Source organism: Serratia sp. Sp408 (assembly GCF_057180665.1).
Window position 1 is genome coordinate 397,988 of record NZ_JBXUFT010000001.1, and the last position, 20,088, is coordinate 418,075.

Annotated in this window: 19 protein-coding genes; 6 read left to right on the top strand and 13 right to left on the bottom strand. The window is 58.0% G+C overall.

The window, feature by feature from the left end:
* Nucleotides 1-3: 3 nt before the first annotated feature.
* The 3 genes from AC2AXP_RS01980 to AC2AXP_RS01990 all read right to left on the bottom strand — a co-directional run bounded on the left by AC2AXP_RS01980 (nt 4) and on the right by AC2AXP_RS01990 (nt 4,220).
* Nucleotides 4-3,207 (bottom strand): ATP-binding protein, encoded by a 3,204-nt coding sequence (locus AC2AXP_RS01980; RefSeq protein WP_430298933.1) that lies wholly within the window; start codon nt 3,205-3,207, stop codon nt 4-6.
* Complete coding sequence (locus tag AC2AXP_RS01985; RefSeq protein WP_004965759.1) at nt 3,207-3,812, bottom strand: response regulator; 606 nt, start codon at nt 3,810-3,812, stop codon at nt 3,207-3,209. The genes AC2AXP_RS01980 and AC2AXP_RS01985 overlap by 1 nt, the downstream gene beginning before the upstream one ends.
* Nucleotides 3,813-3,890: 78 nt before the next feature.
* Complete coding sequence (locus tag AC2AXP_RS01990) at nt 3,891-4,220, bottom strand: protein YbgS (protein ID WP_004965756.1); 330 nt, start codon at nt 4,218-4,220, stop codon at nt 3,891-3,893.
* Between the two features lie 229 nt (nt 4,221-4,449).
* Here AC2AXP_RS01990 and aroG point away from each other — a divergent pair, with 229 nt between their 5' ends.
* Nucleotides 4,450-5,505, top strand: a complete 1,056-nt coding sequence (aroG, locus tag AC2AXP_RS01995; protein ID WP_004965752.1) for a 3-deoxy-7-phosphoheptulonate synthase AroG — start codon at nt 4,450-4,452, stop codon at nt 5,503-5,505.
* 60 nt (nt 5,506-5,565) lie between these two features.
* Here aroG and gpmA read toward each other — a convergent pair whose 3' ends face one another.
* The 9 genes from gpmA to modE form a co-directional block, all read right to left on the bottom strand.
* Nucleotides 5,566-6,318 (bottom strand): 2,3-diphosphoglycerate-dependent phosphoglycerate mutase, encoded by a 753-nt coding sequence (gpmA, locus tag AC2AXP_RS02000; RefSeq protein WP_004965750.1) that lies wholly within the window; start codon nt 6,316-6,318, stop codon nt 5,566-5,568.
* A 200-nt stretch (nt 6,319-6,518) separates the two neighbouring features.
* Nucleotides 6,519-6,860: a PsiF family protein gene (locus AC2AXP_RS02005; RefSeq protein ID WP_004965748.1), complete on the bottom strand. Its 342-nt coding sequence runs from the start codon at nt 6,858-6,860 to the stop codon at nt 6,519-6,521.
* Between the two features lie 314 nt (nt 6,861-7,174).
* The gene (galM, locus tag AC2AXP_RS02010) at nt 7,175-8,218 is read right to left on the bottom strand and encodes a galactose-1-epimerase (protein ID WP_004965745.1); all 1,044 of its coding nucleotides are present in this window, start codon (nt 8,216-8,218) and stop codon (nt 7,175-7,177) included.
* Nucleotides 8,212-9,363 carry a galactokinase gene (gene galK / locus AC2AXP_RS02015; RefSeq protein WP_004965743.1) on the bottom strand — a complete coding sequence of 384 codons (1,152 nt, stop codon included), beginning with the start codon at nt 9,361-9,363 and terminating at the stop codon, nt 8,212-8,214. Before galK ends, galM begins: the two co-directional genes overlap by 7 nt.
* 11 nt (nt 9,364-9,374) lie before the next feature.
* Nucleotides 9,375-10,424, bottom strand: coding sequence for a galactose-1-phosphate uridylyltransferase (galT, locus tag AC2AXP_RS02020; protein WP_430298935.1), 1,050 nt, complete (start codon nt 10,422-10,424; stop codon nt 9,375-9,377).
* Between the two features lie 297 nt (nt 10,425-10,721).
* The gene (locus tag AC2AXP_RS02025) at nt 10,722-11,543 is read right to left on the bottom strand and encodes a CPBP family intramembrane glutamic endopeptidase (protein WP_430298936.1); all 822 of its coding nucleotides are present in this window, start codon (nt 11,541-11,543) and stop codon (nt 10,722-10,724) included.
* Nucleotides 11,544-11,728: 185 nt separating this feature from the next.
* The gene (locus tag AC2AXP_RS02030; protein ID WP_273866943.1) at nt 11,729-12,301 is read right to left on the bottom strand and encodes a cysteine hydrolase family protein; all 573 of its coding nucleotides are present in this window, start codon (nt 12,299-12,301) and stop codon (nt 11,729-11,731) included.
* 116 nt (nt 12,302-12,417) lie between these two features.
* A complete protein-coding gene (gene modF / locus AC2AXP_RS02035) occupies nt 12,418-13,890 on the bottom strand; it encodes a molybdate ABC transporter ATP-binding protein ModF (RefSeq protein ID WP_039992355.1) in 1,473 nt (490 codons plus the stop codon).
* A 90-nt stretch (nt 13,891-13,980) separates the two neighbouring features.
* Nucleotides 13,981-14,775 (bottom strand): molybdenum-dependent transcriptional regulator, encoded by a 795-nt coding sequence (gene modE, locus AC2AXP_RS02040; protein ID WP_004965730.1) that lies wholly within the window; start codon nt 14,773-14,775, stop codon nt 13,981-13,983.
* Nucleotides 14,776-14,973: 198 nt separating this feature from the next.
* Here modE and AC2AXP_RS02045 point away from each other — a divergent pair, with 198 nt between their 5' ends.
* The 4 genes from AC2AXP_RS02045 to modC all read left to right on the top strand — a co-directional run bounded on the left by AC2AXP_RS02045 (nt 14,974) and on the right by modC (nt 17,821).
* Nucleotides 14,974-15,117: an AcrZ family multidrug efflux pump-associated protein gene (locus tag AC2AXP_RS02045; RefSeq protein ID WP_004965725.1), complete on the top strand. Its 144-nt coding sequence runs from the start codon at nt 14,974-14,976 to the stop codon at nt 15,115-15,117.
* Nucleotides 15,118-15,292: 175 nt separating this feature from the next.
* A complete protein-coding gene (modA, locus tag AC2AXP_RS02050; RefSeq protein ID WP_484381641.1) occupies nt 15,293-16,066 on the top strand; it encodes a molybdate ABC transporter substrate-binding protein in 774 nt (257 codons plus the stop codon).
* Nucleotides 16,063-16,752: a molybdate ABC transporter permease subunit gene (modB, locus tag AC2AXP_RS02055; RefSeq protein WP_004965720.1), complete on the top strand. Its 690-nt coding sequence runs from the start codon at nt 16,063-16,065 to the stop codon at nt 16,750-16,752. Before modA ends, modB begins: the two co-directional genes overlap by 4 nt.
* Before the next feature lies 1 nt (nt 16,753).
* Nucleotides 16,754-17,821 carry a molybdenum ABC transporter ATP-binding protein ModC gene (modC, locus tag AC2AXP_RS02060; RefSeq protein WP_004965717.1) on the top strand — a complete coding sequence of 356 codons (1,068 nt, stop codon included), beginning with the start codon at nt 16,754-16,756 and terminating at the stop codon, nt 17,819-17,821.
* A 30-nt stretch (nt 17,822-17,851) separates the two neighbouring features.
* On the opposite strand, the gene AC2AXP_RS02065 is transcribed toward modC, so the two are convergent.
* Nucleotides 17,852-18,673, bottom strand: a complete 822-nt coding sequence (locus AC2AXP_RS02065) for a pyridoxal phosphatase (protein WP_004965715.1) — start codon at nt 18,671-18,673, stop codon at nt 17,852-17,854.
* 176 nt (nt 18,674-18,849) lie between these two features.
* On the opposite strand from AC2AXP_RS02065, the gene pgl reads away from it, so the two are divergent.
* Complete coding sequence (gene pgl, locus AC2AXP_RS02070) at nt 18,850-19,854, top strand: 6-phosphogluconolactonase (RefSeq protein WP_484381391.1); 1,005 nt, start codon at nt 18,850-18,852, stop codon at nt 19,852-19,854.
* Nucleotides 19,855-20,088 lie beyond the last annotated feature (234 nt).

Consider the following 20,088-nt stretch of genomic DNA (forward strand, 5'->3'; position numbering starts at 1 on the left):
CTGTTATCCCTTTGCGTGATAAAAACATGATTCGCCAGCGCTGAGCAGGCTATCCAGTCCGCTCAGTATTTCTGCCACCGACGCCATCATATCAGTATAGGCATCTGGCGCTAACCGTTGCGCATGTGCGGCATCGATCACCTGTTGGCACGCTTGAGCCGCCTGCGGCAGTTGCAGCATCAGCACACTGCCTTTGATGCGATGTGCCGCCTGGCCCAATAGCGCCCATTGCTGCCGCTCGGCCGCCTCGCTGGCACGCTGACGATCTTCGCGCAGGGTGGCCACTAGCGTGGTTGCCAGCTTGTGTTGCATCGCCGGGTGGTGGCCGGCCATGGCGGACAGTACGTTTTTTAGGTCAGTAAGGGCTGACTGCGATCTTACCCCAGGTGCGGCCTGAGACAACAGTTGACCAAGGACCGCCAGCGGGATCGGTTTGGTCAGCAACCGATCGACCGCCAGCGACTCGGCTGGAATACGGGTAAACTCCTGCACGTCGGCCGAGCACAGCACGATTTGGCTGGCGGCCAGTCCACGTCGTTGCTCGTCGCGGCGTATTAGCCGCGCCAACGTCAGGCCGTCTGGACGAGGCATATTGTAATCGATAAACAGCATGGCGAACGGCTGCTGACGGTGGGCTTTCAACAGGTCATGGCCGCGTTCAAATAGCGTGGGCGCAAGGCCGAAGTGCTGTAACTGGCGTTGCATCAGCAGCAGGTTGGTTGGGTGGTCGTCAATCAACGCCACCCGCAGCGACGGGGTGGGTAATGTCGGCGGTGTGGCCTGTGGCAGACCGTCTGCCTTACTCTCCGCCAGCGAGGCAGGGATAACGACATGCACCTGGGTGCCAACGCCGGCCTGTGATTGCAGCTGAATATGCCCGCCCATTTGCTCGACGATCTCTTTACAAATCGACAATCCCAGCCCGGTGCCCTGTACTGAAATGCGCTGGGCGCTGCGCGCGCGATAAAACGGCTGGAAAAGCCGGTCAATTTCACCGGCGGCGATGCCACAACCGCTATCGGACACGCTCAGCCGTAATTCTCCCCGTTGCGCCTCCTGCGGCTGCCAGTCCAGGCTGATATCAATGTTGCCGCGAGGGGTGAATTTGATCGCATTGTTGATCAGATTATTCGCTACCTGGAGTAAACGCTCACCATCAAGCATCAGTGCGACAGGCAACGTCTCGCCGAGATGAATCTCCAGCGTCACCGGCCGTTGGCCGATCAGCGGACGATACAGCGCGCCAAGGTGCTCCGCCCAGGGCCGCAGTGCCAGCGCCTTCGGAGCCAAAGTCAGCGAGCCGGTTTCCAGCTTGGCGTGATCCTGCAGGTCATTCAGCAGGTTCAGCAATGAGGATGCCGAACTGTAGATCACCGGCAGGCTGCTGGCCGCCGATGGCTGTTTCAGCTCCAGTTCCAACAGGCCGAGGATCGCATGCATCGGCGTACGCAATTCATGGCTGATGGTGGCGAGGAATTTACTCTTTCTGCGGTTTTCCGCTTCGGCTTGTTGCCGCGCCAACTCCAGCTGCGCTCGCTCACGCCGTTCGCGGCGTTGTTGAATATAACGGCGTAGCAGCAAGAGCAGTAACAACGCAACGCAGGCACCAAGCAGCGCCAGCAGCCAGGTAGTTTGCGGTTGCATGCGGTTATCATTCACTGCGTCAATTAAACTGCTGCGATCGACGATCCATTCGTCGCGCAGCGATTGCAGCGTTTCGGCCGGGATCTGCATCAGGTTTTTATCGATGATCGCCAGCAGCAACGGCTGGTTCGGCTGAACGCCGAAGGCGATGGGATAGGCAACGTTATTGGCGGCAAACGCCAGCTTGATGGCACCAGAGTAACGCGAAAGGGCAACGAAATTGGCTGAAATGATATTGTCGATCAGGGCATCCAACTGCCCATTGGCCAGCGCGTCGTACATTGCTTTGCCGTCATTGAAGGCAATGGCGACACCGTCGGCCGGGATCAGGCTTTGCCCGAGGTCGCCGCGCACAAAGCCGATGCGCTTGCCATGCAGGCTGCTCCAGCCTGAGACGCCGCTGGCATATTGGCCGATGTACACGCCCCATAACGCACGGTGGATCGGCATGCTGGCCGCGTAGCGTGCCTTCACCCCGTGCGCCAAAGGCAGGGCGATACGGAAACTGGCATGGCCGTCGCTCACCAGCCGGTCGGCCTGCTCGGCATTGCGCGCCCAGCGGGGAACAAACTGCATGCCGGTATTTTGCGCAATGATATTGAGGATATCGATGGCATAACCGTGTGGTTGACCATCGGAGCCGCGATAGGCAAACGGGAAATCGTTCTCGATGGCGGCAAAGGTCACGCTGCGGTGCCGATCGACCCACTGCTGCTCCATTTGGGTCAGATCGGCATTGCCGCTGTCCAGGTAGCTGGGGATTTTCTTACTCCAGCGACGTTGGATGGTATTCATCAGCTCCATTGGGGTGTTGGCGATAGCGGTATTCAGCGTGGTTATTAATGAGCGGTTGGCTGCCGCAAACACAAACGATAAATTGCCAAGATTGACGCTGCTTTCGATTTGGTAGAGTTGCCCCAATTGCAGCTGATCGAGGATAAAACTGGCGCTGGCTTCGTCTGCGATAAAATAGTCGCTGCTGCCGTTGAGCAAGGCGTACACCGCCTGCAGATTATTTTCGTAACGTTGCAGGTGCGACGTTACCGCCTGGAGCGCCGAACCGGCCTGCATATCGGTCAGGGCGCCGATGGCGACGCGCGCATCGGCGGAATTGAGCATCACCTGACGCTTATTGGCACGATCGCGCAGCACGCGCAGATTACTGACGTAATACGGCTGCGAAAGCGTCAAACCGTGCAGCGCCGCGTGTTGCGGTATGCCGTACAGCAGATCGATGTCGCCGCGCTGCAGTGCCTGCTTTAGCTGCGGCAGGTCGGCAAAGCCATAAATGGCGAAGCGAATGCCCGTTACCTGTTGAATATAGTCGAGGTAATCGGCGTTCAAACCGTATAAATCCTCATCCACCAGAATGTTATAAGGGCTGGTATTTTCACTGATGATACCTACCCGTACGGTACGCTCACGCCAAGGCGTTTTTTCGCCGGCGATCAGCATATTGGTGGGGAGGGTCAGATTGCTGATCAACTGGTAGCGCTGCGGCGGCTCGGCTCGCGCGGTGCCGCACAGGCATAACAACAGCAACAGCAGCAGCCAGCGGTGCATTATGGCGTCAGCTCTTTGAACACCGCGACCAGTTCAAGCAGGTTACTGGCGCCGGTCTTGCGCAGGATGTTCTTTTTGTGGGTGCTGACGGTCTTGTTGCTGATGTTTAGCATTGCGGCGATTTGCAGATTCGACAGTCCCTTGCTGAGTAGCCCGAGCACCTGCAGCTCTTTCGGCGTCAACTGGGGGCTGTCGGTTGCCGCTGTCTCGTCAGTCGGCAGGTCGGCGGGAAAGCCGCTTGCGCCGCCGAGCACCGCGTCGATCGCCTGCACCAGCTGTTCCAAAGGCTTGCCCTTGTGGACGAAACCGTTGGCGCCGGCGCTGTAGGCCATACGTGCATACACCTCTTCTTCCTGCGCGGTGTAAATCAGCATCGCCTGTTGCGGATAATGACGGCGAATTTTTTTCAGCAGTTGCAGGCCGTCTACCTGCGGCAGACCAATGTCCAGAATCACCAGATCAAAACGGTTGGCCGCCAGTTCGCTCAGCGCCTGCGTATCGTTATGTACGGCGTGCAGCGCATAGGCGTGGGGGGAAGTCATCAGCGCCGCTTCCAATGCGACATGAACCACCGGGTGGTCATCTACCAACAATAGAGAGTGCATTATGGTGCTCAAGTCAGAGAGTCCTGAGCGTTAGCATAACGAAAAAGGGGAGCGGATGCTCCCCTGGATCGCCGTCGATCATTGCCGGGGCGGCTGATCCATCCCTTCTTTTTCAGCCTGGTCCTTTTTTTGCGGATCCGGGCAGCGGCCGTCTTTGCACATTGCACGCTTGTGCATTTCATCCTTGCTCATGTTCTGACTGTTGTTCTGTCCATTGCTTTGGCTGTCGCCGTTGGTGTTGATTTGGCTGTTATCAACGTTATTGGGCGGCATGGCGTCTTTAGCCCCTTCGCTTTTGGTCATATTGGCATGGCCATTATTGCTGTTGGAGCCGCTATCTTCTGCCAGCGCCGCGCCGCTGGCCAAGGCCATACACAGTGTCAGGAGCAGGGTCGCAAGTTTATTCATAATGTTTCTCCATCATTGTTACAGATTCGTGACTGATGGTGAGCGGCTGTATGCTGTGGCCGCTCGCTGAGCTGCCGTTAATTGGTAAGTTTAGTTTATATGTCATGACGATCAACCAGACAGCTCTCATTCAGCTGGTCAAAGGTGATTTACAGCGCCAGTCGCACAGGCTAGATTGGTTGGATCTACGCATTGCGAATTACCCCTGTTGATACCGAATGGAAATGTTATGACCTACCAAAACGACGACTTGCGCATTACAGAAATCAAGGAACTGTTGCCACCGGTGGCGCTGTTGGAGAAATACCCGGCCAGCGAACGGGCAGCGGAAACGGTGTCATTGGCGCGTAGCGCAATTCATAAAATTCTCCGTGGCAGCGACGATCGTCTGCTGGTGGTGATCGGGCCGTGCTCGATCCATGACACCAAAGCGGCCAAGGAATACGCCGCTCGCCTGCTGACGCTGCGTCAGGAACTGCAAGGCGAGCTGGAAGTGGTGATGCGCGTTTATTTTGAAAAGCCGCGTACCACCGTGGGCTGGAAAGGGCTGATCAACGATCCGCTGATGGACAACAGCTTCCAGATCAATGAAGGCCTGCGTCTGGCGCGTAAGCTGCTGCTGGATATCAACGACAGCGGGCTGCCGGCAGCGGGGGAGTTCCTTGACATGATCACCCCGCAATACCTGGCGGACCTGATGAGCTGGGGAGCGATCGGCGCACGTACCACCGAGTCTCAGGTGCACCGTGAGCTGGCGTCCGGCCTGTCCTGCCCGGTGGGCTTCAAGAATGGCACCGATGGCACCATTAAAGTGGCGATCGACGCCATCAACGCTGCCAGCGCGCCACATTGCTTCCTGTCGGTGACCAAGTGGGGGCATTCCGCCATTGTCAACACCAGCGGCAATGGCGACTGCCATATCATTCTGCGCGGCGGCAAAGAGCCAAACTACAGCGCGGCTCACGTCAAGGCGGTAAAAGAGGGGCTGGGCAAAGCGGGTCTGCCGGCCAACGTGATGATCGATTTTAGCCACGCTAACAGCAGCAAACAGTTCAAAAAGCAAATGGACGTCAGCGCTGACGTTTGCCAGCAGATTAGCGGCGGCGAGAAAGCGGTGATCGGCGTGATGATCGAAAGCCATCTGGTAGAAGGCAATCAGAATCTGGAAAGCGGCGAACCGCTGGTTTACGGTAAGAGCGTTACCGACGCCTGCATCGGTTGGGACGATACCGAAACCGTGCTGCGCAATCTGGCCGCGGCGGTAAAAGCCCGTCGTAGCCTGTAAATTGACGGCATAAAAAAAGCCCCCGGCGCAAACCGGGGGCTTTTTATATGGGGGCGAAAATTACTTCGCTTTACCCTGGTTGGCGACGGCAGCGGCTTTCGCAGCGATTTCGTCGGCATTGCCCAGGTAGTATCGTTTGAGTGGTTTGAAGTTTTCATCGAACTCATACACCAACGGCACGCCGGTCGGGATGTTCAGCTCGAGGATTTCATCTTCGCTCAGGTTGTCCAGGTATTTCACCAGCGCACGCAGGGAGTTACCGTGGGCGGCGATGATCACGCGCTCACCGCTTTTGATGCGTGGCAGGATTTCAGCGTCCCAGTAAGGGATAACGCGATCGATGGTCAGCGCCAGGCTTTCGGTCAGTGGCAGTTCGCTTTCGGTCAGCGCTGCGTAACGCGGGTCATGGCCAGGGTAGCGCTCGTCGTCCTTGGTCAGTTCTGGTGGCGTTACCGCGAAGCCGCGACGCCATTGCTTAACCTGCTCGTCACCGTATTTTTCTGCGGTTTCCGCTTTGTTCAGACCCTGCAACGCACCGTAGTGGCGTTCGTTCAGCTTCCAGGATTTTTCGGTCGGCAGCCAGGCCTGATCCAGTTCGTCCAGTACGCTCCACAGGGTGTGGATCGCGCGCTTCAGTACGGAGGTATAAGCGAAGTCGAAAGCGAAACCTTCATCTTTCAACAGCTTGCCAGCTGCTTTCGCTTCGGTGCGGCCTTTATCGGACAGATCAACATCATACCAACCGGTAAAGCGGTTTTCGTTGTTCCACTGGCTTTCGCCGTGACGCACCAGAACCAGCTTAGTTACAGCCATAGCTTAACTCCTTAATAATCTGACAGTTCAATGATAACTAATATCATTATATTGCCGCCATGGTCGGCGCGGCAATCGATAGTGTTAAACCATAGCGAATTTATTGCCGTTTAGTAAGGGTTGGCGTGCGGAAAAGCTGAATCGTTCAGGCGGCAAAACAGGGATGACGGCGCGCAGTAGCGCGCCGAGGGGCAAGGCGGTCAGGCGGTTTTTTTCAGGCAACCGCTCATAAAGGATTTGCGCTCTTCGCCTTTCAGGCTCTTCTTGGCGGCATCGGCGTTGCAGCTCTTCATTTTCTGCTGCTGTGGCGTTAGCGCCTTATCGGTAGTCTTGTGGCCTTCCGACTTCAGGCAGGTGCTCATAAAGGTGGAGCGATCGGCGCCTTTCAGTGATTGAGTGGTGGCTTGCTGATTGCAATCGGTCATGCGTTTTTGCTGGGCTGCCTGCGCCGGCGACGGCGTTTTGGCCGGCGTTTCGGCTGCCATCAGGGTAGTGCTCAACAGTAAACCGGCCAGTAATGGGAGTGCAGTAATCAGTCGCATAAGTGTTCCTTCAGCTATTAACCGGGCTATACAGCCGTTGTTGCCGCTGCCTCGTTGCTGGCGCTGCCTGTCTGCTTCGACGCCGAACCGGGCGGTTGCCGAAACGGAGCTGGCTGCCGCCGCGATGCACCATCAATGACGGGCGGTATAAAGACCGAAAATTGTGACGTTGCACAAGACGTTGTGCCTATCACGGTAGCCTGATTCTAGTGTGCGCCTGACGATAAGGAAAGGCGGCAGAGGGGGGCGTGGGCAGGGAAAACGGTAAGGATTTATAACAGTACGCCCCGCACCGCATGGCACGGGGACGCCGATCATAATGCAAGAAACTGATAATGGGTGGCGCTGCGGTAGGTTTGCCCTGGCTGTAGCCAACAGCTTGGCTGCGGCCACTCTGGGTGATGCGGGCTGTCGGGCAGGAACTCGCTTTCCAGCGCCACGCCGGCGTAATTGGCATAGCTGCCGCCGTCACGTGCCGGTACGCCGCCAAGGTAGTTGCCGCTGTACAATTGCAGCGCTGGCGCGTCGGTGAACACGCTCATTTTTACCTTGCCGTCCGCAGACCACAGGTGTGCCGCCGGGCTTGCCAACGCGCCGCAGCCAGTATGCAGCAGATAGGCGTGATCGTAGCCTTTTACCCGTTGCTGGTCGCGATCGCGCAGCAGGTCCTGCATGATGGTTTTTGGCTGACGGAAGTCCATGCCGCTGCCGCTGACCTCGTTGAGCGGCGCGCAGGGAATGCCTTCGCTGTCGACCGGCAAATAACGATCGGCAAACAGTTGCAGCGTTTGCAGACGCGCATCCTGACCGGCGCCGTCAAGATTAAAATAGGCGTGGTTGGTGAGATTGACCGGGCACGCCCGATCGGTCTGCGCCTGATAGCGGATTTCCAACCGGTGATCGTCGGTGAGGTGGTAGCTGACGCTGACCTGCAGATTACCGGGGAAGCCCTGATCGCCATCGGCCGAATGCAGTTGATAGACCACCTGCTGCGCATCCTGGCTGGCAATCTGCCAGCGGCGGGCGTGAAACCCCTGCGGTCCGCCATGCAGCTGATGTTCGCCCTGATTGGCGACCAATGGGCAAGGCGCGCCGTCGACGGTCAGGCTGGCGTGGGCGATGCGGTTGGCGTAACGGCCGACGGTAGCGCCAAGGTAGGCGTCCTGCCGTGGATAGAGCGCCGGTGACGCGCATCCCAACAGCAGCTCGCGCTGTGAGCCGTCATGCAACGGCAGCAACGCAGACAGCCAGGTCGCGCCCCAGTCCATCAGCGTAATGCTCATGCCGCCGGCGTTTTGCAGCGTCGTCAGGGTAAACGGCTGGCCGTCGGGGGCCAATAGGTCGTCATGGTTCAGCATCGGCCGGCTCCTTGTGAAGCAGTGCAGATATAGAAGGTTTCCTGTAGTCCGTTGGTCAGTTTAGGATATTCGCGCTGTACCGTGCTACGAACCGCTTCCACCAGATCCAGCGGCATCAGCGCGACGATACAGCCACCAAAGCCACCACCGGTCATACGAACGCCGCCGCGATCGCCAATCACGCCTTTCACGATCTCGACCAGCGTGTCGATCGGCGGTACGGTGATTTCAAAGTCGTCGCGCATCGACGCGTGCGATTCGGCCATCAGCACACCGATTCGCTTCAGATCGCCGGCCGCCAGCGCCTCTGCCGCTGCCAGCGTGCGTTGGTTTTCACTGATTACATGGCGCGCGCGCTTGGCCACCAGCGGATCCATTTCATGCTGGATCGGGAAAAACAGCGCCGGACTGACGTCGCGCAGCGCCTTGACGCCAAAGAAACGGGCTGCCGCTTCGCACTGCTTGCGGCGGGTGTTGTATTCGCTGTCGACCAGTCCACGTTTGACGTTGGAATTGATGATCACCACCGCAACATCCGCGGGCATTGGTACCGCGCGCGTTTCCAGCGTGCGGCAGTCGATCAACAGGGCGTGATCCTTTTGGCCGAGGGCGGAAATCAGCTGATCCATAATGCCGCAGTTACAGCCGACGAACTGGTTCTCCGCTTCCTGGCCGTTCAGCGCCAGTGCCACACCGTCGAGCGGCAGCTGGTACAGCGCCTGCAACGCCTGGCCGACGGCCACTTCCAGCGAGGCTGAGGAACTGAGGCCGGCCCCCTGGGGCACATTGCCGCTGATCACCAGATCCGCACCGCCAACGTCGGCGTTGCGGCTTTGCAGATGTTTCACCACGCCGCGCACGTAATTGGCCCATTGCAGTTGTGGATGCGCTTCGATAGCGGCGTCGAGGGAAAATTGATCCAGTTGATGATGGTAGTCGGCGGCCAGCACGCGGATCTGGCGATCGTCGCGTTTGGCAATGCTGATTACCGTTTGATAATCGATGGCACAGGGCAGTACGAAGCCGTCGTTGTAATCGGTATGTTCGCCGATCAGGTTCACGCGACCGGGAGCCTGGATGGTCATGGTCGGTGCGTAACCGAAGCGTTCGCTGAAAACGGTTTGTGTCAGGTTTTTCAAACTCATTATGCGGTTCCTTACTTCACTTGGGCTTCACGGTAATGAATATCGCTAACGGCGCGCAGGCGTTCGGCGGCCTGTTCGGCGGTCAGGTCACGCTGGGTTTCCGCCAGCATCTCGTAGCCCACCATAAATTTGCGCACCGTGGCTGAGCGCAGCAACGGTGGGTAGAAGTGGGCATGCAATTGCCAGTGGCGGTTATCCGCCTGGTTGAATGGCGCACCGTGCCAGCCCATGGAATAGGGGAAGGAACACTGGAACAGATTGTCATAACGGCTGGTCAGTTTCTTCAGCGCCAGCGCCAGATCGGCGCTTTGCTGCGGGCTGAGTTCGCTAATGCGCTGCACTGCGGCCTTTGGCAGCAGCAGCGTTTCAAACGGCCAGGCGGCCCAATAGGGCACCACCGCCAGCCAATGTTCGGTTTCTACCACCGTACGACTGCCATCGGCCAGTTCACGTTGCGCATAATCCACCAGCATCGCCGAGCGATGCTGCGCGTAATATTCACGCTGTAGTCGGTCTTCGCGTTCGGCCTCGTTGGGCAGGAAACTGTTGGCCCAGATCTGGCCGTGCGGATGCGGATTGGAGCAGCCCATGGCTGCGCCCTTGTTCTCGAAAACCTGTACCCACGGGTAGTCGCGCCCCAGTTCGGTGGTCTGCGTTTGCCAGGTTGCCACCACCTGTTCCAGCGCCGCCAGCGTCAATTCGGGCAGCGTTTTGCTGTGATCCGGCGAGAAGCAGATCACCCGGCTGGTACCGCGGGCGCTTTGGCAGCGCATCAGCGGATCGTCACTTTCTGGCGCCTGCGGGGTATCGCTCATCAGGGCGGCAAAATCGTTGGTGAACACATAGGTGCTGTGATAGTCGGGATTCTGGTCGCCGGTGACGCGGGTATTGCCGGGGCACAGGAAACAGTCCGCATCATGCTGCGGCAGCATTTCCGGCGCCGAAGCCTCTTGCTGTCCTTGCCACGGTCGCTTGGCGCGGTGCGGCGAAACCAGTACCCACTGCGCGGTCAACGGGTTGTAGCGGCGGTGTGGATGATCGATGGGATTAAAGTCCGTCATGTCGTTTCCTTCAGCATGCTTGCACAGCGGTGTGTAATCGCTTCCAATTCACCGTTGCCCGGCATCGGCCGGATGGCGTTGTCTATTTAATGGCTGAAAAGATAGCATGCTCGCGGCAATAAAAAGGTGATCCAGCGCGAAAAATGGAATCGTTTACACAGGCTGGCGTCCAAGTGTGACAAGGTCAATCAGATTCTTTAATTGGCGTATATCATCACGGTGAGCAATAGCGAAGCGATTGGTGGTAGCGTTTTCATCCATATTATCGGCAGGAAAATCCCTGCCGACGTGTACAGTTTATGGATGTTGATAGAGCGGATAGGTGAAAAACAGCAGGTGGATCAGGTTGAGGCCAAAATGCAATGCGATAGGCAGCCATAAACGGCCGCTCCACATCCAGGCCAGGCCATAGATCAACCCGCTCAGCGTGGCGAAGGTCACCATCAGCATGCCGGCGGGGAAGTGTGCCGCACCGAACAGCAGCGATGCCACGATCAGCGCCGGATAGGCTCCCAGCCACGCGCCCAGCCGCTGTTGCAGATAGCCGCGGAATAACGCTTCTTCCGCCATCGACACAAAGAACAGATTGGCCATGCTAAAGGTCAGGATCCAGTACGGGAAATGAGGTTCTATTTTGAGTCCGCCAATCGCCACCGCCACCAGCAGCAGCAACGGAACGCTGGCGAACAGCCCCAGCCAGGCCCCAACGCCGACGTTTTTCTCCGCCTTGCCGGCGTTGAACAGGGTGGGCAGACAGGCAAACAGCAGGAACGGTATCAGCGCCTTGTCAAAGTTGTAGTACATATTGAACGGCGCGCTGAGCGGGCCGGCTTTCACGTTCTCTATCGCCAGCGGATTATTGAACCCTGGCAGCAGATGAAAGAACAGCGCGACGCAGCCGGCGACCAGCAATGCTTCCAGCACGCTGGCCAATCCGCGCTGTGAGCGGTAATGATGGCGCAACGCGGCCAACCCGGCGAGAACGGCCATACCGGCCAGGCTGGACGGCGTCAGTATATGATGATAGATGCCCATGCCCGTCGCGGCAGCCAGAATGCACCAGGCAATCAGGCGATTAAATGGCAAAAAAAACAACGAAGCCGATAGTACGCCCCACATAATCGTATCCCTTTAAAATTAATACACGGCGCTCATTACCGAAGGCAGTCATTGCGATCTCGGCATGTAATGAGCCAATGAAGTGAGAGTAAACCGGATAGTAACATAAGCAAATGCCCGACAAGGTCGGTGCAGTGAGCAATTAGGATAAAACGCCGGCCGAGGCGGCTGGCGTGATGTTGAAATCAGCGCTTCATCCAGTGTTGCGAGCGGGTAATTTCTGCCAGATTCTGCAACGTTTCCAGACTTTGCAGGTGGAGCTCTTCGCTTGGCGCGGCGCATAAGTCCTGCAGTACCGTCACCTGAAAGCCGTTGTCGTGCGCCTGTCGCGCGGTGCTTTCAATCGCCAGCGGAGTACTGACGCCGCCCAGCAACAGATGATGGTAACGATGCTGCTGCAGCCACACTAACAAATTGTTACCGGCAAACGCCGAGACGGCGGTTTTTTCAAAGCAGACATCTTGCTCATATACCTCTAACCCGCTCGCCCATTCGCAGCCGGGGCTGCTCCGGCGCAGAGCGCCTACCTGTTTTAAGCGAGCAAACAGCGGCGAATGGGGGGGAATGTCGTGATAGTCGTCGGCAAAACCCACCCGTACCCAGACCACCGGGATTTTACGCACTCGGGCGTAGGCCGCAGCAGTATTGACGTGCGCGATAACCGCATGCTGTTCGACCTGTTGGTGACATTGGTTGGCGCGCCCGGTGGCGCCGATCAGATCCTCGATCAGATCGATAATAATCAGTGCGGTAGACATGTGTTCTCCTGCAACGGCTCTCCATCCCCTTATCATAAAAGGCCAGATGTGACGTGCTGCGGGGAAGTGTTGCCGAATATGTCGCAGATGCGTGGAATACCACGCATCCATACAGGTTACGCCAGGCTAGCAGATTGATACCGGTAGCCGTCGGCGTCGGCAATAAAGCTAAGTCGATGGGTGATGCACTGAGGAGCATCTTCCGCATGGTGTGACACAAACAGCAACTGGGTAGCGCCCTGGCCGATCAGTACGTCAACAAAACGGCGCACCAGTTGGCGGTTGATCGGATCCAGTCCCTGTAATGGCTCATCCAGAATCAGCAACGCCGGGTGCTTGACCAGCGCGCGCGCGATCAGCGCCAGACGTTGCTGCCCCCAGGAAAGGCTGTGGAAGGGCGTTTCACCGCGTGCGCCGTCCAGTCCGAGCAGCTGTAACCATTGGTCGGTCAATTGCCGCTGGCGATCGGAAACCGCCTGATAAATGCCAATGGAATCAAAGAAGCCGGAGGTAATGACGTTGCGCACGCTGCTGCTGACGCGATAATCCAGATGCAGGCTACTGCTGACGTAGCCGATATGACGTTTGATGTCCCAGATGGTTTCGCCGCTGCCGCGTCGGCGGCCGAACAGCGTCAGATCGTTGCTGTAACCCTGTGGATGATCGCCGGTGATCAAACTGAGCAGGGTGGATTTGCCGGCGCCGTTGGGGCCGATGATTTGCCAGTGCTCCCCGGGATTGACCTGCCAGTCGAGATGGTTGAGGATCGGCCGATCGTTGTAGCTGACCACGCCGTCGCGTAACAGGATCAACGGCTGATCCGCCGGCAGCGTCGACGTTTGCTGCGGATCGTCGCTTTCCGGCAGCGCCAGACCGGCGAGGTTTTCGCTGTGTGCCAGCTGGGCCACCAGCGCATCGCGCATCACCTGCTCACGTGGACCTTGGCTGGCCAGCGTGCAATCCGCCAGTATGCCGACCTGCTGGACAAAATCGGGAATTTCGTCAAAACGATTCAAGACCAGTACCAGCGTGCAGGCCTGCTGGGACAGCGTCGCCAGCAAAGCGGCCAGCTGTGCGCGCGAACTCACGTCCAGTCCATCGAACGGCTCGTCGAGGATCAGCAGATCCGGCTGCGGCATCAGCGCGCGGCACAGCAGCGTTTTGCGGGTTTCACCGGTGGAAAGATATTTGAAGCGTCGCTCAAGCAGGGCGCTGATACCGAACTGGGCGGCCAGCTGTGCGCAGCGCGCGGCATCTTTTACCTCTTCCTGAATGATTTCTGCGGCAGTACGGCCGGTGTCCTCTTCGTCCGGACTCAGCATATCGGTATTGTTGCGTTGCCATTCGTCGCTGACCAGCTTTTGCAACTGTTCAAACGAAATTCGCACCGCGTGCTGAAAGTCACTGCGACGTTCACCTCGCAGTAACGGCAGTTCATCCGCCAGGGCACGCGCCAGAGCAGACTTGCCGCTGCCGTTGGCGCCAACGAACGCCCAACTGTCGCCGCAACGGATCGTTATCTCGTCCAGCGTCAGGGTACGGGTATCGCTTAACCGGAATGAACCTTGCGAAATGTGCAACGATGACATCATCTATTCCTTTTTATGCAATTATTAGGATTAGAAATAAGCGCATCGTCATGGGATGTCAATTGACAAAAATGCAACGACACATTGCGTTCAGCACAGCGTGGCGACGATCACCCGATCGGCATTGAACAAGGCATTGACCGCCATGCCGGGCCGCAGTTTGAGCTGTTGTAGCTCCGGGTTGGCTACCGTCGCGCACAAGGTTTCGCCACCGTTCAGCGTCACCAGCACTTCACTGTGATCGCTACCCGGCTGGATGCTGGCCACCTTGCCGCTCAGGGCGTTGTCTGCGGCGCCGGCCAGCGCCGGATCGGTATTGAGTTTTACCCAGGGCGCCTTGATCAGTGCCAGTACCTCTTTGCCGGGCGACAATTTCAGGCGCTCGGCGCTCTGTTCGGTGACGGCGGCGGTCAGACGGCTGTGCCCATCGGCCAGCAACAGCTGGACATGCTGCTGCACCTGCTGGCCATCACGTTCGATCACCGTGGCGAAGAACTGGTTGCGTGCGCTGGTTTGCAGCGAAAAGCGTGAAATTGCCGCCAACAGGCTGTCGAGTGGCAGCGTGTCATCCTGTTGCAACACATCAAAGGCTTTTTGCTGGATCTGGCCCAGCAGATCGTACAACTGCATCAGCCGCTGACCGTAGCGGGTAATTTGCGCACCGCCACCGCCTTTACCGCCGGTCGCGCGCTCCACCACGGTGTGCTCCGCCAGCAGGTTCATTTCGTTAATCGCGTCCCAGGCGCTTTTGTAGCTGATACCTGCCAGTTTGGCGCCCTGACTGATTGAACCGGTCTGTGCCACCTGTTTGAGCAGCGCAATGCGGCGCGGATCGGCAAACAGTTTTTGCTGGAGCTTGAGAGTAAGAAGAATTTCGGCCTGCATGACACATCCTGTCGGCTGCAAAAGGTTGATTTTGCCATTGTCGCCGATCTGACGATAAGCGCCAAATCGCGTGGTTTCAGCACGTTTGGCTGAGGATTAACTTCACACTGTCGCTAAAATACCCGCGTTTTTACCGTGAATATAGTTTACAGTAAAGGTTGAGCCGTTGTTTAAATACGCAGTATAAGTGAGGCTAACATGTTGGAATTATTGAAAAGTCTAGTGTTCGCCGTGGTGATGGTACCCGTCGTCATGGCAGTGATCCTCGGCCTGATCTACGGCTTGGCGGAAGTGTTCAATATCTTCTCCAAAGCCAGCCCTTCAAAAGAAAAACGTAGCTGATCCCTTTTTCTGACGCCCGTCGTGCCTGCGGCGGGCGTTGTTCAAGTTAATTTCCCCACTGCCGATAAACGCATTATTCGACCATAAAGCGCATGACAAGCTTTTGCTCAACGTTATATCATTTTGTATATAACGAAAATTAACCCGGCGTATAATTGGCAAAGAGAGCGGAATGATGAAACAGCAATGGACTCAATGGCTCGGCGGTATCGTATTGGCATCCGGCATGGTGATGCAGGCTTCGGCGGCAGATAAAATCACCGTTTTTGCCGCGGCGTCGTTAACCAATGCGCTACAGGATATTGCCGAGCAATATCAGCAGGGTAAAAACGTGCAGGTGGTGTCTTCCTTCGCTTCCTCATCCACCCTGGCGCGGCAGATTGAGCAGGGCGCGCCTGCCGATCTGTTTATCTCCGCCGACCAGCAATGGATGGATTACGCTATCGACAAGGAGCAGATGGTAGCAGACAGTCGTTATACCCTGCTCGGCAACGATCTGGTGCTGATCGTCGCCAGGGACGCCAAACTGGACAAGGTCGCCATCACGGCGCAAACCGACTGGGCTCGACTGCTGGACGGCGGCCGACTGGCGGTGGGCGATCCCGATCACGTGCCGGCCGGTATTTATGCCAAGCAAGCGCTGCAAAGCCTCAAGGCCTGGCCGCGGTTGGAACCGACACTGGCGCGTGCCAATAACGTACGCAGCGCGATGGCGCTGGTGGAGCGCCAGGAAGCGCCGCTGGGCATCGTTTACGGTTCCGATGCCGTCGCCAGCGATAAGGTGAAGGTGATCGGCGTGTTCCCGGCCGAGAGCCACAAACCGGTTGAATATCCGATGGCGATAGTCAAAGGCCATGACAGTCCGAGCGTGAGCGCTTTCTATACCTATCTGAAGAGTCCGCAAGCCGCGGCAATCTTCCAACGTTATGGGTTCTCCCCACGTCAATGATGCTTAGCGAGTATGAATGGCAGGCCATTGAACTGAGCCTGAAAGTCGCCAGCCTGGCGGTGATAGGCAGTTTGCCGTTGGGCATTCTGATCGCCTGGATCCTGGTACGTTGCGACTTCCCCGGTAAATCGCTGCTGGACAGCATTATCCATTTGCCATTGGTGTTGCCACCGGTGGTGGTGGGGTATCTGCTGCTGATCGTCATGGGACGACGCGGTGCGATAGGCGAGTGGCTGTATGACTGGTTCGGCTTCAGCTTCAGTTTCAGCTGGCGTGGCGCGGCGCTGGCGTCGGCGGTGGTGGCATTCCCGCTGATGGTACGCGCCATCCGGCTGGCGCTGGAGGCGGTCGATAGCCGTCTGGAACAGGCCGCGCGCACCCTTGGCGCATCGCCATGGCGGGTGTTTTTTACCATTACGCTGCCGCTGTCGTTGCCCGGGGTGATCGTCGGCGTGGTACTGGCGTTCGCCCGTTCTCTGGGCGAATTTGGCGCCACCATTACCTTTGTATCCAATATTCCCGGTGAAACCCGTACTATTCCGCTGGCGATGTACACCTTGATCGAAACGCCCGGCGCTGAGACCGCCGCCGCCCGTTTATGTGCGATCGCCATCGTACTGTCGCTGGTTGCGCTGATGGCGTCGGAATGGCTGGCCCGTTGGGGCCGTAAACGGATGGGAGGCTGAAATGCTTACGCTGGATGTCAGCCAACGGCTGGGGGAACTGCAACTGGAGGTGCAGGCTGAGCTGCCGGCGCAGGGCATCACGGCGATTTTCGGCCTGTCCGGTGCCGGTAAAACCTCGTTAATCAACGCCATTGGCGGGCTGACCCGGCCGGATCGCGGGCGCATCGTGCTCAATGGCCGCACGCTGGTGGACACCGCTGCCGGCCTGTGTTTGCCAGCCGAAAAGCGGCGCATCGGCTATGTATTCCAGGACGCGCGCCTGTTCCCGCACTACCGGGTGCGTGGCAATCTGCAATACGGCATGGCGCCGTCGATGCGTGGACAGTTTGACGGCATCGTTGAGCTGCTGGGCATCGAACCCTTGCTTAACCGACTGCCGCTGACGCTGTCCGGCGGCGAGAAACAGCGGGTGGCGATTGGTCGCGCGCTGCTGACCGCGCCGGAACTGCTGCTGATGGATGAACCGCTGGCATCGCTGGACTTACCGCGCAAGCGCGAACTGCTGCCGTATCTGGAACGTCTGACACAGGACGTTAACATCCCGATACTGTACGTTAGCCACAGTATGGATGAGATCCTGCGCCTGGCTGGACAGGTGATGGTGCTGGACGGTGGGCGGGTGCTGGCCTGCGGCGGCCTGGAAGAGGTTTGGGCCAGCAGTGCGTTGCGACCGTGGTTGCAGCGCGAGGACCAGAGCAGCGTGCTGTGCGTCAGCGTGCTGGAACATCACCCGCGCTATGCGATGACCGCATTGCGGCTGGGAGATCGTCGCCTGTGGGTCAGCGCAATTGCTGCGCCGATTGGCAGCGCGTTGCGTATTCGCATTAACGCGGCCGATGTGTCACTGGTATTGCAGCCGCCCAGCAACAGTAGTATTCGCAATATCCTGCCGGCCAAGGTCATCGAATGTCTGGAAAGCGCCGGGCAGGTCGAAGTGAAACTGGCGGTAGGGGACAGTGTACTGTGGGCGCGCATTACCCCCTGGGCGCGTGATGAGCTGGCGATCAAAGCCGGGCAGTGGCTGTATGCGCAGATAAAAAGCGTGTCGATCAGCCGTGAAACGGGATAGCGCCTCGCTGCCCGGTGAATGCAGAGCGAATTAACCCAGCACCCGCGTGCGGATCACCTCTGCGATACCGGGCTGCAAGTGATCGGCAATCACCAGATCGGCGCGCTGTTTGATGGCGTCGTCGGCATTCCCCATGGCGACGCCGAGCCCAACCGCTTCCAGCATGCTGAGATCGTTGTAATTGTCGCCAAACGCCACCACCTGATCCATACGCAGCCCCTGGGCAGTAACCCACTGTTGCAGGCGGTTGCCTTTGCTGTTGCCGCTTTTGGCGATGTCGACCTGATCGTGCCACGACCATTCGCATGCCAGACCCAGCTCTTTTTCCACCATCTCGGCAAAACTGCGCAGCGCCGGAATATCCGCATGCGAGGTGGCGAACTTCCAGATCGCCTGCGCGTCTTCGGCCGCCTGCGTCAGGCTGTCAACCTGCAACAGCGTTGGGCGCTGTGCAACCGGCAGGGTTTCCGCCCACGCCAGGGAACGGATCACGTGGCCGCTCGGTTCCTGGTATAGCATGGCGTCGTCAACGTACATCAGGCCGTGAATATCGCTCTGTTTGAGCATTTGCAGCACCAGCTGCGCTTGCTGTTTGGGCAGCGGATCGGAAGCCAGCACTTTTTTCTGCTGAAAATCATACAGGTAGGTGCCGTTGCAGCAGATAGCCGGGGTATCCAATTGCAGCGCCTGGTAGAACGGGTGAATGGCGACGTGGTGGCGACCGGTCACCACCACCACCTTGATGCCTGCCGCGCGCGCTGCGGCCAGCGCTTCCAGGGACTGCGGCAAGATGCGTTTCTGGTTGTCCAGCAGGGTGCCGTCCAAATCGAGAGCGATTACGCGGTAGGTCATAGCGGTTCCATTATCGTTAGCAAGAAAATTAACCTGATGGTACACCGGATCCTTGCGGGATAAAACCGCGCCGAATTCTGTTGCAAGCCGGGGTTGTTATGTCAGCTTTGTCAGGTAAGCTAAGGGAAACCGAAAAACCTGCAACCGGTTTCTCTTTTCCCTTTCAAGGAGCCAAAATGAAGCAAATCGTTTATGTCGCCAGCCCGGAAAGCCAGCAGATTCACGTCTGGCAGTTAGCGGATGACGGCGCGCTGACGCTACTGCAAACCGTTGATGTCCCAGGGCAAGTACAGCCGATGGCCATTCACCCGGACAAAACCCACCTGTACGTCGGCGTACGCCCGGCGTTTGGCGTGGTCAGCTACCGCATTGCGCACGACGGTCAACTGCAGCAGGCCGGCATGGCGCCGCTCCCGGGCAGCCCGACCCATCTGTCGACCGATTTACAGGGCCGCTATGTGTTCTCGGTTTCCTACAGCGGCAACTGCGCCAGCGTTAGCCCGATTGGTCATGACGGCGTGGTGACAGCTCCTCTACAGCAGATTGATGGCCTGACGGCGCCGCATTCCGCCAATATCGATCCCACCAATCAGCGGGTACTGATCCCTTGTCTGAAGGAAGATCGCGTTCGTCTGTTCGCTCTGCAGCAGGATGGCACGCTGGCAGAGCAAACGCAGGCGGCGGTAGCCACCGTTGCCGGCGCAGGCCCGCGTCACATGGCCTTCCACCCAAATGGTAGCCATGCCTATCTGGTGAATGAGCTGGACAGTACGGTTGAGGTGCTGGCGATTGGCGACCATGGCGACAGCTATACCCGCGTTCAAACCCTCGACGCGATGCCGGCCGATTTTAACGGCACCTGCTGGGCGGCGGATATTCATATTACCCCTAACGGTCGTTTCCTCTATGCCAGCGATCGCACCGCCAGCATCCTGTCGATCTTCAGCGTATCGGCAGACGGCAGCCGTCTGACCGTCGTCGGCCATCAGCCGACCGAAGAGCAACCGCGCGGTTTCAATATCGATCACAGCGGCCGCTTCGTGATTTCGTCCGGCCAGAAGTCCGATCACATCGCGGTGCATGAAATTGATCAGGCCAGCGGTCAGCTGACTATGCTGGCGCGTTATCCGGTGGGCAAAGGCCCGATGTGGGTAAGCGTGTTAGATACCCGTCATACTTGAAGCTGCCTCTGTGTTGGCTGCATTTGCTCACCCCAGTCACTTACTTGAGTAAGCTCCTGGGGATTCACAAATTTGCCGCCTTGATGCAGCTCCAATTATTTAGGGTATAGATACCCGTGATACTTGAAGCTGCCTCTGTGTTGGCTGCATTTGCTCACCCCAGTCACTTACTTGAGTAAGCTTCTGGGGATTCACAGATTTGCCGCCTTGATGCAGCTCCAATTATTTAGGGTA